Below are 16,404 nucleotides of genomic sequence, written 5' to 3'. Positions count from 1 at the left end.
GCGGGGCCGCGCCCTATCGTGGCGGGATCGAGGCCGGTCGGCGCCCCCCACGCGTGCCCGGCGATCCAGCGCAGGGAGTACGCACAGGATGAGCACCACGAGGGACGGCAGGCGCCCCGGAATCTTCAGCACCTACCGCCGCAGGCTGGAGAACGAGACGTTCGCGGGCTTGGTGCTCCTGGCCGGCGCCGTCGTCGCCCTCGTCTGGGCCAACTCCCCGTGGCGGGAGAGCTACCAGGCCCTGGCCGACCACGTCGTCGGGCCGGAGTCGCTCCACCTCGCGCTGCCGGTCTCCGGGTGGGCCGCGGACGGGCTGCTGGCGATCTTCTTCTTCGTCGTCGGCCTGGAGCTCAAGACGGAGTTCGTCACCGGGGCCCTGCGGGACGCCAGGCTCGCGCTGGTGCCGATCCTGGCCGCCGTGTTCGGGATGGTCGGGCCCGCGGTCGTCTACACCGTCGTCCAGGCGGTCTCCGGCACGGGCAGGTACGAGGGCTGGGCGATCCCGGTGGCCACCGACATCGCCTTCGCCGTCGCGGTGCTCGGCATCTTCGGCCGCGGACTGCCGCCGGCGGTGCGTACGTTCCTGCTGACCCTCGCGGTCGTCGACGACCTCCTGGGCATCACCGTCATCGCGATCTTCTACACCGAGGAGATCCACCTCCTCGCGCTGCTCGGCTCGCTCGCGCTGACAGCCGTGTTCGCGCTCCTCGTGAACCGGCGCGTCACGCACTGGTGGCTGCTGGTGCCGCTCGCCGTCGTGGCCTGGGCGCTCATGCACGCCTCCGGCGTGCACGCCACGATCGCGGGCGTGCTGATGGGACTCACCGTGCCGGCGCTCGCCCGTGGCGGCGAGGAGGAGGCCATGACCCACCGGTTCGTCGAGCGCATCCAGCCGTGGTCCGCCGGGCTCGTCCTGCCGATCTTCGCGTTCTTCGCCGCCGGGGTCTCCGTGGTGGACTCCGGCGGGCTCGGCGGGATGCTCGCCGACCCGGTCGCCGTCGGGGTCTACGTCGGCCTGCCCCTCGGCAAGCTGCTCGGCATCTGGGGCGGCGTGGCCCTCCTGACGAAGCTCACGCGCCTGCGGCTGGGCAGCGGCATCGACCTCGCCGACATCTTCCCGGTCGCGATGGTGGCCGGGATCGGCTTCACGGTGTCGCTGCTCATCGCCAGCCTGTCCTTCGACCCCTCCGACCCGGCCTCCGCGCACGCGCGCGTGGCCGTCCTGCTGGGCTCGCTCATCGCCGCCGTGCTCGGCGCGATCCTGCTCCGCCTGCGGGCGGCGGTGCGGGTGCGCGGCCGCGCCGCGCAGCACCCGCGCGGGCGGCGCTGAACAGCCCTGGGCGGGCAGCGTCGAGCCAGGCCTGAGGCTCTGGGCACGACGCGGACCGGTGCTCCGGCGGGACACCGGTCCTGCCGATACCGGCGTTCAGCGCACCAGCGACAGCGCGATCCCGTCGAGGATGTCGTGCTCGCTGGTCACCACCGGGCCGAGGCTGCCGCCGTCGGCCGCGACCTCGGACGCCACCCGGGCCACGACCTCGGACCAGACCAGCGCACCGGCACCGATCACGTCCACCCGGCCCGGGTGCATGAACCCCCATCGCGGCCCGCTCGGCGTGGGAGGCGTGCAGGAGCGCCGAGCACGAGGTCAGGACCCGCTCGGCGTCGAGGGCGGCGCCGTCGATCGCCGTCGGGTCGTAGGCCGGCAGGCCCAGCGCGTGGGCGGTGACCGTGGTGACGGAGCCCGCCAGGCCCACCAGCGTCCGGGCGCGGCCGAGCGGGACGACGGCGGAGGCGTCGTCGAGCATGCGGCGCACGTCCGCCCGGGCGGCCTCCTCCTCCGCGGGAGTCGGCGGGTCGGTGCGCAGATGCCGCTCCGTCAGCCGCACGCAGCCGACGTCCATGGACAGCGCCGCCTCCGGGGTGCCGTCGCCCAGGACCAGCTCGGTGGAGCCACCGCCGATGTCGACCACGAGGTACGGGCCGGCGTGCGAGGGGTCCAGCACGCTGACGGCGCCCGCGAAGCTCAGCCCGGCCTCCTCCTCGCCGGTGACCACCTCGGGCACGACGCCGAGCGCGTCCCGGACGCCGTCGACGAACTCGTGGCGGTTCTCGGCGTCCCGGGTGGCCGAGGTGGCGACGAACCTCGTGCGCTCGACGCCCAGGGCGCGGCACCGGCCGGCGTAGCCGCGGGCGGCGGCGAGGGTGCGCTCGAGCGCGGCGGGGTCCAGGCGGCCGGTGCGGTCGACGCCCTGGCCGAGACGGACGATCTCCATGCGGCGCTCCACGTCGGTCAGGCGGTGGCCACCGTCACCGTCCGGCTCGATGTCGGCGACGAGAAGGCGGATGGAGTTGGTGCCACAGTCGATGGCCGCTACGCGAGTCACCGGACAACCCTGCCACGGCGCCTCCCGTCACCGCGCGGCCGGTCCGGCCCGTCAGGGGCGGTCTCGCCGTCGCCACCGGGCGCGTCCGCCCGAAGGTGAGCGTCACGGCCGCCCAGCGGCCGGCCCCTACGCTGGCCCCATGAGCGAGGATCGCGCGATCGCAGCGCTGGAGGGGGCCGGCATCGATTTCACCGTCACCCGGCACGGACGGGTCTCGAGCCTGGCGGAGGCGGCGGCCGCCCGCGGCGTCGAGCCCTCGGCGATCGTCAAGACGCTGGTGGTGCGCCGTGGTGAGGACGACTACCTGTTCGTCCTCGTGCCGGGCGGCCGCGCCATCTCCTGGCCCAAGCTTCGGGCGCTGCTCGGCGTGAACCGGATGTCCATGCCGGACGCCGCCACCGCCAAGGACGTGACCGGCTACGAACGCGGCACCATCACCCCGTTCGGCGCCACCACCGCGTGGCCCGTCATCATGGACGGGACGATCGCGGGCACGGTGTCGATCGGGGCCGGCGCGCACGGCGTCGCGGCGACCGTGAAGGCGGACGATCTCGTCACCGCGCTCCGCGCGCAGGTCGCGGACGTCACGCAGCCGGAGTAGCACGAGGAGCGGAGCGCTGTCCTGCACCGCGTCATCAGCTGGTGCGGCGCCGCTACGACGTCCGGCGCTTCCTGCGGTCCGCGCCCCACCGCCGCCGTGGCGTCCGAGACGTCGCACGAGACGCGGGCCGGGGCGCCGGTCCGTGAGGCGGCCGGGCTGGCTCAGCCTTCGCGGCGGGCGATGCGCGCACCGCGCCCGCGGACCCGCACACGGGCTCTGGCACGGAGTGTCAGCCCGCCCAGCACGGCGGAGATCACAGAACCGACGATGACGGCGAACTTGGCGTGATCACCCTCGGCCGTCGCACCGAAGGACAGCTCGGCGATGAGCAGAGACACGGTGAAGCCGATGCCGGCGAGCATGGCCACGCCGAGCAGGTCGGGGAGGTCGACGCCGTGTCCGAGCCGCAACCGTGTGGTCCTCACCAGGATCGCCACCCCGCCCCAGATCCCGAGCATCTTGCCGAGCACGAGACCGGCGACCACGCCGATGGTGACGGGATCACCGAGGATCTCGCCCACGCCGCCGGAGTCGATCACCGAGACGCCGGCCGCGAAGAATGCGAACACCGGGAGCGCGAACCCGGCCGATATCGGCTGGACCCGCTCGACGAAGGCGTGCGTGATCTGCACCGGGTCGCCCCGCCGGAGACGCGCGGGCACGGTCATGCCGAGCAGCACGCCGGCCACCGTGGCGTGCACGCCGGACTCGTGCATCAGCACCCATGCCACCACAGCGACCGGAACGAGCAGCCACCATCGCAGCACCCGCTTCTGCACCAGCAGCCCGAAGAGGGCGATCAGCGCGATCGCCGCCAGCAGGTGGAGGAAGCTGATCTCCTCGGTGTAGAAGACCGCGATGACGGTGATGGCGAGCAGGTCGTCCACCACCGCGAGCGTGAGGAGGAAGACCCGGAGCGCCGGCGGGAGGCCACGGCCGAAGATCCCGAGCAGCGCCACCGCGAAGGCGATGTCGGTGGCGGTGGGGATCGCCCAGCCGTCCGTCGCGCCGGAGCCGGTGGCGGCCTGGACGGTGAAGTAGATGAGGGCGGGCACGACCATGCCCAGGACGGCGGCGAGCATCGGCAGCAGCGCCTCGTCGAGCTTGCGGAGCGAGCCGGTCACGAACTCCGTCTTCAGCTCCAGCCCGACGACGAAGAAGAAGATCGCGAGCAGGCCGTCCGCGGCCCAGGTCGAGAGCGAGAGGTCCAGGTGCAGGGCGGCGGGGCCGATCTCCAGCCCCGCGAGGGCCTGGTAGCTCTCGCGCCACGGCGAGTTCGCCCACAGCAGCGCGAGAACGGCCGCGCCCAGGAGGAGCGATCCTGCGAACGTCTCGTCCTGCAGGCGGAGCAGGAAGCGCCGCCGGGCGCTGTGGGCGGTCGCCGTCGGGACGTGGTGATGCTCCTGCGGCTCACGATGCGGCATGCTGAACCTTCCAGCTGGGTCGGCAAGGACGTTGCCGACCAGACTTCCCGGCGCACCGCCTGCCACCCTACGTCGCCGCGCCGCCGACGGCGAAACCGCCGCCGCCCCCGGTTCAGCAGGAGCAGCGGCTCGGGCTCCAGACGCCTTCGAGCAGGCGCAGCGTCTCGTCCCCGAACGGGTTGACCCCGGGGCCGACGGCGAGCGCGTGGCCCAGCAGCGCGTGGAGGCACTTGACGCGGGTCGGCATCCCGCCGGCGGAGACGCCCGCGATCTCCTCCACCTCCCCCAGCTCGGCCCGCCGGGCGAGGTAGTCCTCGTGGGCCAGGCGGTACCGGGCGGCGAGCTCCTCGTCGCCCGCGAGCCGCTCGTTCATCCCCTCCATGACCTGCTGGGCCTCGAGGGTGCTGGCGGCCTTCACCGCGGGCGGGCAGGTGAGGTAGAACGACGTCGGGAACGGGGTGCCGTCGTCGAGCCGGGGTGCCGTCCGGACGACCAGGGGCCGCCCGCACACGCACCGGGCGGCGATCCCCACGACTCCCCTGGGCACCCGGCCGAGCTGCTCGGCGAGGACCTCGAGGTCGCGTTCGGTCACGGCGGTCTGGTCGGTCACCCCACCATTGTCCTACGCGCGGGCCCGCGCCGTGCGCCGCGGGCTACGGCGTCGGCTCGTCGGCGGGCGGGGTCAGACCGGACGGGTCCTCGTCACCGACGACGGACTCCCCCGCCACCTGCACCGACTCCCAGGTCCGCAGGTACCAGGGCGTCGCCGCGGCCCGCTCGGCCGCCCGTTCGGCCGCCTCGGCCTCCGCCGGGCTCTCCCCGCCCGTCACCGTCTCCGGGTCGACGACGACGTACGGCGTCTCCCCGGGCATCACGTAGCCGAGCCGGTCACGCGCCTGGGACTGGACGTACTCGGGGTCCTGCCAGCGTGCGAGCTGGCGCTCGAGGTCGGCGTTGCGCTGCTCCGCGTCGGCGACGGCCGAGTTCAGCTCGCGGAGCTGCTCCTGCTGGGCGACGGCGAAGCGCAGTGTCGGAGCGAGCACGGCGAACGCGACGAGGGCGATGAGGAAGAGGGCGAGGGCCCGCAGGCTCACGGTGGGGCGCGGCTCGCCGGCGGCGTCCTGCGCACCGAAGGTGACGAACCGGCGCGGCGTCGTCGCCGCCGTCGTCCGGCTGCCGGACGGTGTCCTGGCGGACCTTGGGGCGGAGGGCCGAGGGGCGGGCCGGCCCGCCGACGAGCCGACCCGCAGCCCGCAGCAGCTCGGGCGCGGCCTCGGCTCCGGCTTCGTGCTCTTCATCGGCGTCGCCGTCGTGCTGGCCCTGGTGGCCGGGATCGCCACCGACATGTCGGTGCCGGCGCTCGTCGGCTGGGTGGTCTTCGCCGCGATCGCGGCGTTCGTGCACGAGATCATCGTCGGCCTGGCCGCCATGCAGTCCGGCTGGTTCCCGGCCTTCGCCGTAACCCTGATCTTCCTCGTCATCGGCCTCGTCGTCGGCCTGCCCGAGGTCCCCCTCGTCGTCCTCGTCGGCTACTGCGCCGCCACCGGTCCCGCCTTCGCGGACATGGGGTACGACTTCAAGGCCGGCTGGGTGCTGCGGAAGATCCACTCGCGCCACACCGGCTACCTCGACTACGAGATGTCCGGCCGCAAGCAGCAGTACTACTCCGCCATCATCGGCTTCGTCGTCGCCCTCGCGCTGGTCGCCCTGCTGTGGCGCTCCTACTTCGAGGACGGGCTGCTGCCGCCCGTCGCGATCGTCTTCGCCGACACCATCACCGCCGGGCTGACCAACCCGGACGCGGTGACGAACCTGATCCTGTGGGCGGTGCCCGGCGCGCTGATCCAGGCCCTCGGCGGGCCCAAGCGGCAGATGGGCATCATGCTCGCCACCGGCCTGCTGATCTCCGCCCCGTACGCGTGCTGGCTCGTGTTCGCCGCGCTCCTCGCCCGCGTCATCGTCCGCAAGGTCAAGGGCCCGAAGGCCGAGGAGGAGCTGGCCCTCGTCGGAGCCGGCTTCATCGCCGGCGACGCGATCGCCTCGCTCGGCCGCATCTTCCGCTGACGGCGCCGGGCCCGCACCGGGCCCCGGTCGTCGCCGCACGAACCCCAACAGAAAGGACCGACCATGGAGGTCACCAGCCGGATCGAGTCCCGGAGCGAGTACCTCGCCTTCGAGGCGATGGTGGGCGCGCGCAAGCTGATCGAGGAGATCATGTGCGTCAAGCCCGGGGAGAACGTCCTGATCACCACGGACACCTCCTCGGACATGCGCGTGGCCGAGCTGCTCGGCGGCGCGACGATGGCGGCCGGGGCCCACCCGGTCATCGTGCGCTACGAGACCCGCTGGGCCTCCGCGATCGAGCCGCCGGCGCCCGTGGCCGGCGCCGCCCTCGGCGCGGACGTCTGGATCGAGCTGCAGCTCGGCTACATCATGCACTCCGACGCGTTCCGCGCGGCCATGGAGCGCGGCACCCGCTACACCTGCCTGACCGGCCTGGACGTGCAGATGCTCGTCGACACCGTCGCCAAGGTGGACTACGCCGGCGTCCGGGAGCTCGGCGACAAGCTCGTCGAGCTGCTCAGCGCCGGCGAGGAGATCCGGATGACCTCCAAGCAGGGGATGGACATCACCGGCCGCACCGGCGACCGGCCCATCCACGTGCGCGGCATCCCGGCCGACAAGCCCGGCATGTCCGTCATGCTGGCGGGCCAGATCTCGTGGAACCCGCTCGAGGAGACGCAGAACGGCACGATCGTCTTCGACGGCGCCGTCTGGCCGCCGGACGAGAACGGGCTGCTCCGCAACCCGATCACCCTCACTGTGGAGAACGGCGTCGTCACCGACGTCAGGGGCGAGGGCCGCGACGCCGACGTCTACCGCGGCTGGCTGGCGGCGCAGGACGACCCGAACATGTACCGGGTCGCGCACTGGTCGCTCGGCTTCAACCCCGGCGTGAAGCGCTCCACCGGGCGCATCGTGGAGGACGAGCGGGTCTTCGGCTGCGTCGAGTTCGGCATCGGGACCAAGGGCGCCTGGATCGGCGGGGAGCCCTGGGTGGCCCCGGCGCACTCCGACGGCTCGGCGATCGCCCCGAGCATCTACGTCGACGGCGTCGCCATCGAGGAGGACGGCCGGTACGTCCACCCGGAGCTGGTGGCGATCTGCCAGCGTCTGGGCATCGAGGGCTACTGACCGCAGCGGCGAGGGAGAGACATGGAGACGACGACCTACCGGATCGACGGCCACGACGTGCACGAGCACGTGCTGCAGGCCCCGCTCGACCACCAGTCACCGGGCGGTGAGACCATCACGGTCTTCGCGCGCGAGTACGTCCGCGACGGCGGCGCCGACCGCCCCCGGCTCGTCTGGTTCCAGGGCGGCCCGGGCAACCGCGCGAACCGGCCGGACTCGGTCGGCGGGTGGCTCGACCGGGCCCTGGAGGACTACCGGGTCGTCCTGATCGACCAGCGCGGGACGGGCCTGTCCTCCCCGGCGGACCGGACCACCGTGCCGCCCCGGGGCGACGCCGCCGCGCAGGCCGCCTACCTCTCCCACTTCAGGGCCGACTCGATCGTCGCCGACGCCGAGCTCCTCAGGCGCGAGCTCGGCAGCGGGCCGTGGAGCGCCCTCGGGCAGAGCTACGGGGGGTTCGTCATCACCACGTACCTCTCCCGCTCCCCCGAGGGCCTCCGCGAGGCGATGATCACGGGCGGACTGCCCGCGCTGTCCGCCCACGCGGACGACGTCTACCGGCTCACCTACCGGCAGACCGCCCGGCGCAACGACGAGTACTTCGCCCGCTACCCGGGCGACCAGGACACCGCCCGCGCCGTCGCCGCCCACCTGGAGGACGAGGAGGAGGTCCTCCCCACCGGGGAACGGCTCTCGTCCCGGCGCTTCCGCCAGCTGGGCCTGAACCTGGGGACGGCGTCCGGGTTCGACGCCCTGCACCACCTGCTCGAGGCGCCGTTCGTCACGACCGGCGGCCGGCGGCGGCTGCGGGAGCGGTTCCTCGTCGACGTCGGCGCCGCCCTCTCGTTCGCGACCCACCCGCTGTACGCGGTGATGCACGAGACGATCTACGCCCAGGGCCCCGAGCACGGCGGCGCCACCGCGTGGTCGGCGCACCGGGTCCGCGGCGAGCTCCCCGAGTTCGCCCTCGACGCCGGCCCGGGCGCGCCGTTCCGGTTCACCGGCGAGCACGTCTTCCCGTGGCAGTTCGAGGAGGACCCGTACCTCGTGCCCCTGCGCGGCGCGGCGGAGGAGCTCGCCCACCGCCACGACTTCCCGCCGCTGTACGACCTCGACGCGCTCGCGGCGAACGAGGTCCCGCTCGCCGCGGCGGTCTTCTACGACGACATGTTCGTCCCCCGCGAGCACTCGCTCGCCACGGCCGCCGCGATCCGCGGCGCCCGCCCGGTGATCACCAACGCCTACCAGCACGACGGCATCCGCATGGACGGCCGGAAGCTGCTCGACACCCTCATCTCCACCCTGCGACGATAGGACCCGCCATGACCACCCTCGCCCTCGTCACGATCGGGCAGGCCCCCCCGCGTCGACCTCACCCCGGAGATCGTCGCCGTGCTCCCCGGAGTGCACGATCCGGGAGTACGGCGCGCTCGACGACCTCGACGCCGACCAGATCGCCGCGCTCGCGCCCCGGCCCGGGGAGGGGGGCGCTCACCTCGCGGCTGCGCGACGGCGGATCGGCCGTGTTCGGGCACGACCACTCGGTGCCCCTGCTGGAGAAGGCCGTGGCGCGGGCCGAGGCCGACGGCGCCGACCTCAGCCTCATCGTGTGCACCGGGCTGTTCCCCCGCATCCGTCACGCCCGGCCCCTGTTCGTCGCCGAGCGGCTCGCCCACGAGGGCGTCCGGGGTCTGCTCAACGGCCTCGAAGGTGGACGGCTCGGCATCGTGCGGCCCCTGCCGGAGCAGGTCGACGAGGCGTTCGACCACTGGGAGTCCTCCATCGGCGTCCGCCCCGCCGCGGTCGGCGCGGCGAGCCCCTACACGGACGACCACGACACCATCGCCGCGGCCGCGGCCGCCGTCGCCGTCGAGAGCGACCTCGTCGTGCTCGACTGCATCGGCTTCGACGAGGACATGCGTGAGGCCGCCAGGAGTGCCTCGGCGGACGCGGGTGCCGCCGTCGTGACCGTGCGCAGCGTGGCCGCCCGCCTGCTCGGCTCCCTCATCTGACCCGCCCGACACCCAGGAGAACCCCATGACCATCGGCGTCATCCGCGTCGTCACCAGCGAGAACCCGGAGTTCCTCGAGAGCCACGGCCGGGTGCTGCAGCGGCGCTACGGGTTCGACGTCCTGACCCGCTGCCTGCCCGACCAGCCCCACGGCGTCCACGACGACGCCACGTTCGCGGCCGCCGAGGCCAAGATGGCCGACGTCGCGCGCCAGCTCGAGGACGACGGGGTCGAGGGGATCATCATCTCCTGCGCCGCCGACCCCGGCATCGAGCGCGCTCGCGCCGCGGTCGGGGTCCCCGTGTACGGCGCGGGCGCCTCCGGCGCGGCCGTCGCCCTCGCCTCCGGGAGCGCAGTCGGCGTCCTCGGCATCACCGAGGAGGTGCCGCCCGCGGTGACCGCGGTGCTCGGCGAGCGCATGGGTGGCCTCGCGGGTCCCGGCGGGGGTGCGCCGGACGACCGAGCTGACGACGCCCGACGGCGCCCGGGCCGCGATCGCCGCGGCCCTGGAGCTGCGCGACGCGGGCGCCGAGGCGATCCTCTTCGCCTGCACCGGTCTGACGACGCTGGACCTCGCCGGCCCCGTGACCGAGGCGACCGGTCTGCCGGTCGTCGACGCGTCCGCGCGTCGCCGGGGCCGAGGCCGCCGGCACGGCACCGGTCGGCCGGACGCAGTCGGGCGCCGACCGCAAGCCCACCACCGGTGCGGACGTGTCGCCCGAGACGGTCGACAAGGACGTCAAGAAGGAGGCCAAGTGAGCATCACGGCCCCGGGCCGGCTCTCGCCGGTCCTCTCCGACATCTGGGACGCCGAACGCTCCTGGAAGCTGAGCACCTACCGCGACCACGGCGGCTACGAGGGCCTGGCCAAGGCCCTGACGATGGCCCCGGAGGACGTGGTGGCCGAGGTCAAGGCGTCCGGCCTGCGCGGCCGTGGCGGCGCCGGGTTCCCCACCGGCCTGAAGTGGTCCTTCCTGCCCAAGCCCGACGGCGGACCTCGCTACCTCGTGGTCAACGCGGACGAGTCCGAGCCGGGCACGTGCAAGGACATCCCGCTGATGCTGGCGAACCCGCACTCGCTGATCGAGGGCGTGGCGATCACCTCCTACGCCATCGGCGGCCACCACGCCTTCATCTACCTGCGCGGGGAGACCGTCCACGTCTACCGCCGGCTCCTGGCCGCGGTGCGGGAGGCCCGCGAGGCCGGGCTCATCGGCGAGGGTCTCGGCCCGAACGGCGACTACGACCTCGAGATCACCGTCCACGCCGGCGCGGGCGCCTACATCTGCGGCGAGGAGACGGCGCTGCTCGACTCCCTCGAGGGCCTGCGCGGCCAGCCGCGCCTGAAGCCCCCGTTCCCCGCCGTCGCGGGCCTGTACGCCCGGCCGACGGTGGTCAACAACGTCGAGTCCATCGCCTCGGTGCCCACGATCGTCTCCCGTGGCAAGGACTGGTTCACCGCCATGGGGACCGAGAAGAGCGCCGGTCACGGCCTGTTCTCGGTCTCGGGCCACGTGCGCAACCCCGGGCAGTTCGAGGCTCCGCTCGGCATCACCATGCGCGAGCTCATCGAGCTCGCGGGCGGCATGCGCGACGGCCACCGGCTGAAGTTCTGGACCCCGGGCGGGTCCTCGACGCCGATTCTCACCGAGGCCGAGCTCGACGTGCCGCTCGACTACGAGTCCGTCGGCGCCGCCGGCTCGATGCTCGCCACCCGCGCGCTCATGGTCTTCGACGAGACGACCTCGGTGGTCCGCGTCATCGCGCGCTGGACGGACTTCTACCAGCACGAGTCCTGCGGCAAGTGCACGCCCTGCCGCGAGGGGACGTACTGGATGAAGCAGGTCATCCACCGCCTGGAGGCCGGCCAGGGGCTGCCCAGCGACATCGACCTCCTCCTCGACGTCTCCTCCAACATCGCCGGCCGCTCGTTCTGCGCGCTCGGCGACGCCGCCGCCACCCCGATCCAGAGCGGGATCAAGCACTTCCGCTCCGAGTTCGAGGCGGGCACGCACACCCCGGCCTGGGAGCTCTTCCCGTACGAGGCCTCGGCCATCTTCAGCGAAGCAGGTGTTCGATGACTGCCACGACCGACCGCCAGTCCCAGGCCCCGGTCGAGCTGCACACCGTGACCATCGACGGCGTCGAGGTCCAGGTGCCCAAGGGCACGCTGGTCATCCGCGCCGCCGAGCAGGCCGGGATCCAGATCCCGCGCTTCTGCGACCACCCGCTGCTCGCGCCCGCCGGCGCCTGCCGGCAGTGCCTCGTGGAGGTCTCCACCCCGGACCGTGACGGCAACCTCCGGGCGATGCCCAAGCCGCAGGCCTCCTGCACGCTCGAGGCCACGCCGGGCATGGTGGTCGCCACCCAGCACACCTCCGATGTCGCCGAGAAGGCCCAGCACGGGATCATGGAGTTCCTCCTGATCAACCATCCGCTGGACTGCCCCGTCTGCGACAAGGGCGGCGAGTGCCCCCTGCAGAACCAGGCCATGAGCAACGGCCGGGCCACGACCCGGTTCGTCGACATCAAGCGGACGTTCCCCAAGCCGATCAAGGTCTCCACGCAGATCCTGCTCGACCGTGACCGGTGCATCCTGTGCCAGCGCTGCACCCGGTTCTCCGCCGAGATCGCCGGCGACCCGTTCATCGCCCTCCAGGGCCGCGGCGGAGGGTCGCCGCGGGACGAGGTGCACGGCACCCACGGCTCGCAGATCGGCGCCTTCGACGAGCACATTCTCAACTTCACCTCCTCCGGCGAGGAGGAGCCGCTGGTGCTCGCCGCCGACATGGTGGGGCCCGAGGGGGCGCCGGGTGCGACCCAGGGTCTCGCCGTCGGCCCGCTCGGCGAGTCCGAGATGGACACCTCGGGGCGCCCGTTCGCCTCGTACTTCTCCGGCAACACGATCCAGATCTGCCCGGTCGGCGCGCTGACGTCGGCGGCGTACCGGTTCCGCTCCCGCCCGTTCGACCTCGTCTCCACCCCGTCCGTCGCCGAGCACGACGCCGGAGGGTCGGCCATCCGCGTCGACCACCGCCGCGGCGTGGTGCTGCGCCGCCTCGCGGGGGAGGACCCCGAGGTCAACGAGGAGTGGATCACCGACAAGGACCGCTTCGCCTTCACCTGGCAGTCCGCGCCGGACCGGCTCACCATGCCGCTCGTCCGCGACGAGCAGACCGGCGAGCTGGTCGCCACCAGCTGGTCCGAGGCCCTCGACCTCGCCGCCACCGGGCTGCGCCGTGCCCGCGCGGCCGGCGGCGTCGGCCTGCTCCCCGGCGGCCGCCTCACGCTCGAGGACTCCTACGCCTGGTCGAAGTTCGCCCGGCTGGCCCTCGGCACCAACGACGTCGACCACCGCGCCCGCGTCCACAGCGACGAGGAGGTCCAGTTCCTGGGCCACCACGTCGCCGCCCGCGGGCTCGGCGTGACCTACTCGGACCTCGAGCGGGCCGGACAGGTGCTGCTCGTCGGGCTCGAGCCCGAGGACGAGTGCGGCACCATCTTCCTCCGCCTGCGCAAGGGCGTCCTCGCCGGGACCGTGCGCGTGGCCACGGTCGCGCCGGTGGCCACCCGTGGCACCACCAAGATGCGCGGGGAGCTCGTCACCGCGGCCCCGGGCACGGAGCCCGAGGTCCTCGAGGCGATCGTCCCCGGCAGCTCCGAGAGCCAGCTCGACGCCCTCGCCGAGCGGCTGGCCGCACCGGGCGCCGTCATCCTCGTGGGGGAGCGGGCGGCCGCCGTGCGGGGCACCCTCTCCGCGGTGTCCGCGCTGGCCGCGCGCACCGGTGCCCGCCTCGCCTGGGTGCCGCGACGCGCCGGCGAGGCTCGCCGCGCACCACCCGCCCGCCGAACCGGCCCACCTCCTCGCGGCCGCGCTCCAGCAGCTCGGCGGGCGGTGTCCCCTCTCGGCCGAGCAGCCCCGTCGGACCGCCCCCGCCGGCGCGTTGCGCGGCGCGCCGGCGTCGACGACCAGCACGGTCCTGCGCGCCCTCGCCAGCATCAGCGCCGCGCTCAGGCCGGCGGCACCGCCGCCGGCCACCACGACGTCGTACTCGTCCTCAAGCCCCTGGGTCATGCGACCACCTCCGCGAAGAACGATGCGGGTAGCGGAGGAGGCGCGCAACCGCCGTCGGCAGGCGGGCACGGGGCCGAGGCTCAGCGGAAGTTCTCGAGTGTGGCGAACCGGTAGCCGCGCGCCCTGATCCCGGCGATGACCTGCGCGAGGGCGTCGGCGTCGAGGGTCGAGCCGTCACCGGGGTGGGACCCCGCGTGCATGAGCACGATCTGCCCCGGCCGGAGGGTGCCCAGCACGCGCTGAAGGACGGAGGAGACGGATCGCCCGCCGGACGTGCCCTGCCAGCCGAGCGTGTCCACGGTCCACCGCACGGAGCCGTAGCTCAGGCAGTTGGCGATGCCGACGGTGCGGGCGTCGCGGGCGCCGAACGGGAACCGGAACCATGGCCGGGGGTCGGCGCCGGAGACGGCGCGGATCGCCTCGTGCGCGCCGACGATCTCCGACCTGACCACGGCGTCGGACCGCGTCGTGAGGTCGGGGTGGTCGACGGTGTGGTTGCCGGTCGGGAAGCGCGACGCGATCGCCCGGGCCTGGGCCGGGAACTGCCGGACGAAGTCCCCGGTGAGGAAGAACGTGGCCGGGGTGCCCGTGCGCGCGAGGGTGGCGAGGATGGACGCCACGCCGTCGGCGTTGCCGCCGGCGTCGATCGTCAGTGCGACGACCCGGTCCGAGGTGGGCAGGGTGGTCCACTCCATGCCGCGCAGGGACAGCGGGACGGGATCGGCGGTGCGCGCCCCTGCCGTGCTCAGGGCCGCGTCACCGCACGCGCCCAGCGCCGCCGACCGGCTCGCCGTGCCGCCGCCGAGGGTGTTGCTGAGGAACCACGTGCGGCCCCGGACCACGCCCGGCGTGGTGGTGCCGTCGCCGTCCCAGTCACCGGTGACAGGGACGTCACCGGACCGCCCGAACGCGAACGCCGCACCGGCCGGGCCGGAGCTGAGGGCGTCGCGGACGAACCAGGTGGCGCCGCGCACCACCCCCACTCCGGTGCGCCCGTCGCCGTCCCAGTCGCCGGTGACCGGGACGTCCCCCGGCCGGCCGAAGGTGAGGACGACGTCGCTGGGGCCGGCCGTGAGCGAGTTGCGCAGGTACCAGGTGGCGCCGCGCACGACGCCGACGGTGGTGTCGCCGTCGCCGTCCCAGTCGCCGACCACGGGGATGTCGCTGCCCCGGCCGAACCCGAGGGCGACCTGCGCGGCGCCGCCGTTCGGGGTGTTGCGCAGGTACCAGACGCCGCCGCGGAAGACTCCGGGGCCGGCGACCCCGTCGCCGTTCCAGTCCCCCATCACCTGGACGTCGGAGGCGCGTCCGTAGGCGAAGCTCGGGCCGCCCTCAGGGCGCCACGTGCTGCCGGAGACCGGAACGGGCCGGTCGGCGACGGCGGACGCCGGGGCGGCGAGGGCCAGGAGGAGCGGGACGACGAGCGCTGCTCGGCCGACCGCCCGCCTCAGCGCACTCCACCGGCGACTGGTGGCCATGGTGCCTCCTCGACGAGACGACACCATGGTCCCCGCCCGCCGCCCGCCGGCCGAAGGGACGAAGGTCCCGGAAGGGCCGCCGCCCGCCGCCCGGGCGTCAGTCGGTGGCCAGCGCCGCGTCCGAGCTGAAGACCATGCCGAGCGCGATGTCGCCGGAAGTCAGGGCCTGCTTGGTCAGGGGCCCGCCGGCGTCGAGGGAGACGAACTCGGAGAACTTCAGTCCGTAGGTCTGCTCGAGCCCGGGCTGGCAGAACGGCCGGTCGGGGCACTCGACCGGACCGCCCAGGGTGAGCTCTCCGCAGGCCTCGGCGAGCTCGGACAGCGTGGTCACCGCGTGCTCCTCGGCGAACGCCGTCGTCACCGCGTAGGCGTTCTGGTCCGCCGCCTGGGACGGCTCGCCGAAGACGAGGCCGACCTCCTCGCCGAGAGCGGTGAGGTTCTCCGTGGTCGCATCGAGGTCCGAGCTGGCCTTCGGGTCGTCCGCCGTGGCGTCGGGGCCGTTCACCTTGACGTTGAGGAACTCCGTCAGCGTGCCGACGTACTCGGGCACGACGGTGAGCTCGCCGGACTCCAGCGCCGGCTCGTACGTCTCGCGGTTGCCGATGGTGCGGACCTCGACGTCGTAGCCGGCGTCCGTGAGGGCGAGCGCGTAGAGCTCGGCGAGGGTGGCGGACTCGGAGAAGTTGGCCGCCCCCACCACCACCTGGCCGGAGCCGGAGGTGTCGGTGACCTCGATGCCCTCGGCCTCGTAGAAGGCGGCCGCGGCCTGGTCGGACGTGTTGCGCTCGACGTCGACCTGCTTGTTGAGCTCGATGAGCTTGTCGGTGTCGAGCGCCGCGGAGACGGCGTCCAGCGCCGCGGTCATCGGGGGCTGCGCGGCGTCGGCGTTGAGTGCCGGGATGATGTTGTCGACCGTCTGGAGGTTCTTGTCGTCCTCGAGCACGACGATCTGGTCGCCGGCCACCGGGTCGCAGGCCGCGCGCCGCGGTTCCCGTGGTCCCGGCGTCGGAGGTGGTGCCGGCCCCTCCCCCGCCGGCGGACCCGGGCTCGCCGCAGGCGGCGAGGGCGAGGAGGGCGAGGCCGCCCAGGACGGCGGTGGCTGAACGGCGCATGGTGTCCTCCTGTGCCGGGACCCTCCCGGTCGTCGTCGGCCATTCGACCGTGACGGGGGCCACCCGCGCAAGCGGGTTTATGCGGCCGTCCGCCCCTCTGACCAGGGACTCGGGTCTCCG

General features: G+C 73.8%; 13 protein-coding genes and 2 pseudogenes. 9 read left to right on the top strand and 6 right to left on the bottom strand.

Going from position 1 to position 16,404, the window contains the following annotated elements; all coding sequences use genetic code 11:
• Nucleotides 1-88 precede the first annotated feature (88 nt).
• Nucleotides 89-1,330: a Na+/H+ antiporter NhaA gene (nhaA, locus tag DA06_RS12620; protein WP_052436702.1), complete on the top strand. Its 1,242-nt coding sequence runs from the start codon at nucleotides 89-91 to the stop codon at nucleotides 1,328-1,330.
• A gap of 96 nt (nucleotides 1,331-1,426) precedes the next feature.
• Here the strand turns inward: nhaA (DA06_RS12620) and DA06_RS12615 are convergent.
• Nucleotides 1,427-2,387: pseudogene (locus DA06_RS12615) on the bottom strand (exopolyphosphatase).
• Between the two features lie 139 nt (nucleotides 2,388-2,526).
• Between DA06_RS12615 and DA06_RS12610 the strand changes: the two are divergent.
• Nucleotides 2,527-2,988 (top strand): aminoacyl-tRNA deacylase, encoded by a 462-nt coding sequence (locus tag DA06_RS12610; protein ID WP_043500569.1) that lies wholly within the window; start codon nucleotides 2,527-2,529, stop codon nucleotides 2,986-2,988.
• Between the two features lie 161 nt (nucleotides 2,989-3,149).
• Here DA06_RS12610 and nhaA (DA06_RS12605) read toward each other — a convergent pair whose 3' ends face one another.
• The 3 genes from nhaA (DA06_RS12605) to DA06_RS12595 form a co-directional block, all read right to left on the bottom strand.
• On the bottom strand, nucleotides 3,150-4,412 hold the full coding sequence (gene nhaA / locus DA06_RS12605; RefSeq protein ID WP_418605184.1) for a Na+/H+ antiporter NhaA: 1,263 nt from the start codon (nucleotides 4,410-4,412) through the stop codon (nucleotides 3,150-3,152).
• 112 nt (nucleotides 4,413-4,524) lie between these two features.
• On the bottom strand, nucleotides 4,525-5,022 hold the full coding sequence (locus DA06_RS12600; RefSeq protein ID WP_043500568.1) for a DUF501 domain-containing protein: 498 nt from the start codon (nucleotides 5,020-5,022) through the stop codon (nucleotides 4,525-4,527).
• A 43-nt stretch (nucleotides 5,023-5,065) separates the two neighbouring features.
• Complete coding sequence (locus DA06_RS12595; protein ID WP_043500567.1) at nucleotides 5,066-5,506, bottom strand: FtsB family cell division protein; 441 nt, start codon at nucleotides 5,504-5,506, stop codon at nucleotides 5,066-5,068.
• Between DA06_RS12595 and DA06_RS12590 the strand changes: the two genes are divergently transcribed.
• The 7 genes and pseudogenes from DA06_RS12590 to DA06_RS12560 all read left to right on the top strand — a co-directional run bounded on the left by DA06_RS12590 (nucleotide 5,475) and on the right by DA06_RS12560 (nucleotide 13,808).
• Entirely contained in the window at nucleotides 5,475-6,476 is a 1,002-nt protein-coding gene (locus tag DA06_RS12590; protein ID WP_418605183.1) for an OPT/YSL family transporter, read from the top strand. The genes DA06_RS12595 and DA06_RS12590 overlap by 32 nt on opposite strands.
• Before the next feature lie 63 nt (nucleotides 6,477-6,539).
• A complete protein-coding gene (locus DA06_RS12585; RefSeq protein WP_043500563.1) occupies nucleotides 6,540-7,607 on the top strand; it encodes a hypothetical protein in 1,068 nt (355 codons plus the stop codon).
• 21 nt (nucleotides 7,608-7,628) lie between these two features.
• On the top strand, nucleotides 7,629-8,921 hold the full coding sequence (locus DA06_RS12580) for an alpha/beta fold hydrolase (RefSeq protein WP_043500562.1): 1,293 nt from the start codon (nucleotides 7,629-7,631) through the stop codon (nucleotides 8,919-8,921).
• A gap of 8 nt (nucleotides 8,922-8,929) precedes the next feature.
• The gene (locus DA06_RS12575; protein WP_418605182.1) at nucleotides 8,930-9,619 is read left to right on the top strand and encodes an AroM family protein; all 690 of its coding nucleotides are present in this window, start codon (nucleotides 8,930-8,932) and stop codon (nucleotides 9,617-9,619) included.
• A gap of 25 nt (nucleotides 9,620-9,644) precedes the next feature.
• A pseudogene (locus tag DA06_RS12570) lies at nucleotides 9,645-9,968 on the top strand (aspartate/glutamate racemase family protein); the annotation flags it as partial.
• Nucleotides 9,969-10,374: 406 nt separating this feature from the next.
• Nucleotides 10,375-11,700, top strand: a complete 1,326-nt coding sequence (gene nuoF, locus DA06_RS12565) for an NADH-quinone oxidoreductase subunit NuoF (RefSeq protein ID WP_043500560.1) — start codon at nucleotides 10,375-10,377, stop codon at nucleotides 11,698-11,700.
• Nucleotides 11,697-13,808 carry an NADH-quinone oxidoreductase subunit G gene (locus tag DA06_RS12560; RefSeq protein ID WP_418607998.1) on the top strand — a complete coding sequence of 704 codons (2,112 nt, stop codon included), beginning with the start codon at nucleotides 11,697-11,699 and terminating at the stop codon, nucleotides 13,806-13,808. The genes nuoF and DA06_RS12560 overlap by 4 nt, the downstream gene beginning before the upstream one ends.
• Here DA06_RS12560 and DA06_RS12555 read toward each other — a convergent pair.
• Nucleotides 13,775-15,172 carry a polysaccharide deacetylase family protein gene (locus DA06_RS12555; RefSeq protein ID WP_052436700.1) on the bottom strand — a complete coding sequence of 466 codons (1,398 nt, stop codon included), beginning with the start codon at nucleotides 15,170-15,172 and terminating at the stop codon, nucleotides 13,775-13,777. The genes DA06_RS12560 and DA06_RS12555 overlap by 34 nt on opposite strands.
• 97 nt (nucleotides 15,173-15,269) lie before the next feature.
• Nucleotides 15,270-16,136 (bottom strand): glycine betaine ABC transporter substrate-binding protein, encoded by an 867-nt coding sequence (locus tag DA06_RS12550; protein WP_418605181.1) that lies wholly within the window; start codon nucleotides 16,134-16,136, stop codon nucleotides 15,270-15,272.
• Nucleotides 16,137-16,404: the final 268 nt, after the last annotated feature.

The sequence above is a fragment of the Georgenia sp. SUBG003 genome, from assembly GCF_000715355.2.
Taxonomy (GTDB): Bacteria; Actinomycetota; Actinomycetes; order Actinomycetales; family Actinomycetaceae; genus Georgenia.
Note: the sequence above shows the minus strand (reverse complement) of the source record. Positions and strands in the feature narration are given on the sequence as shown.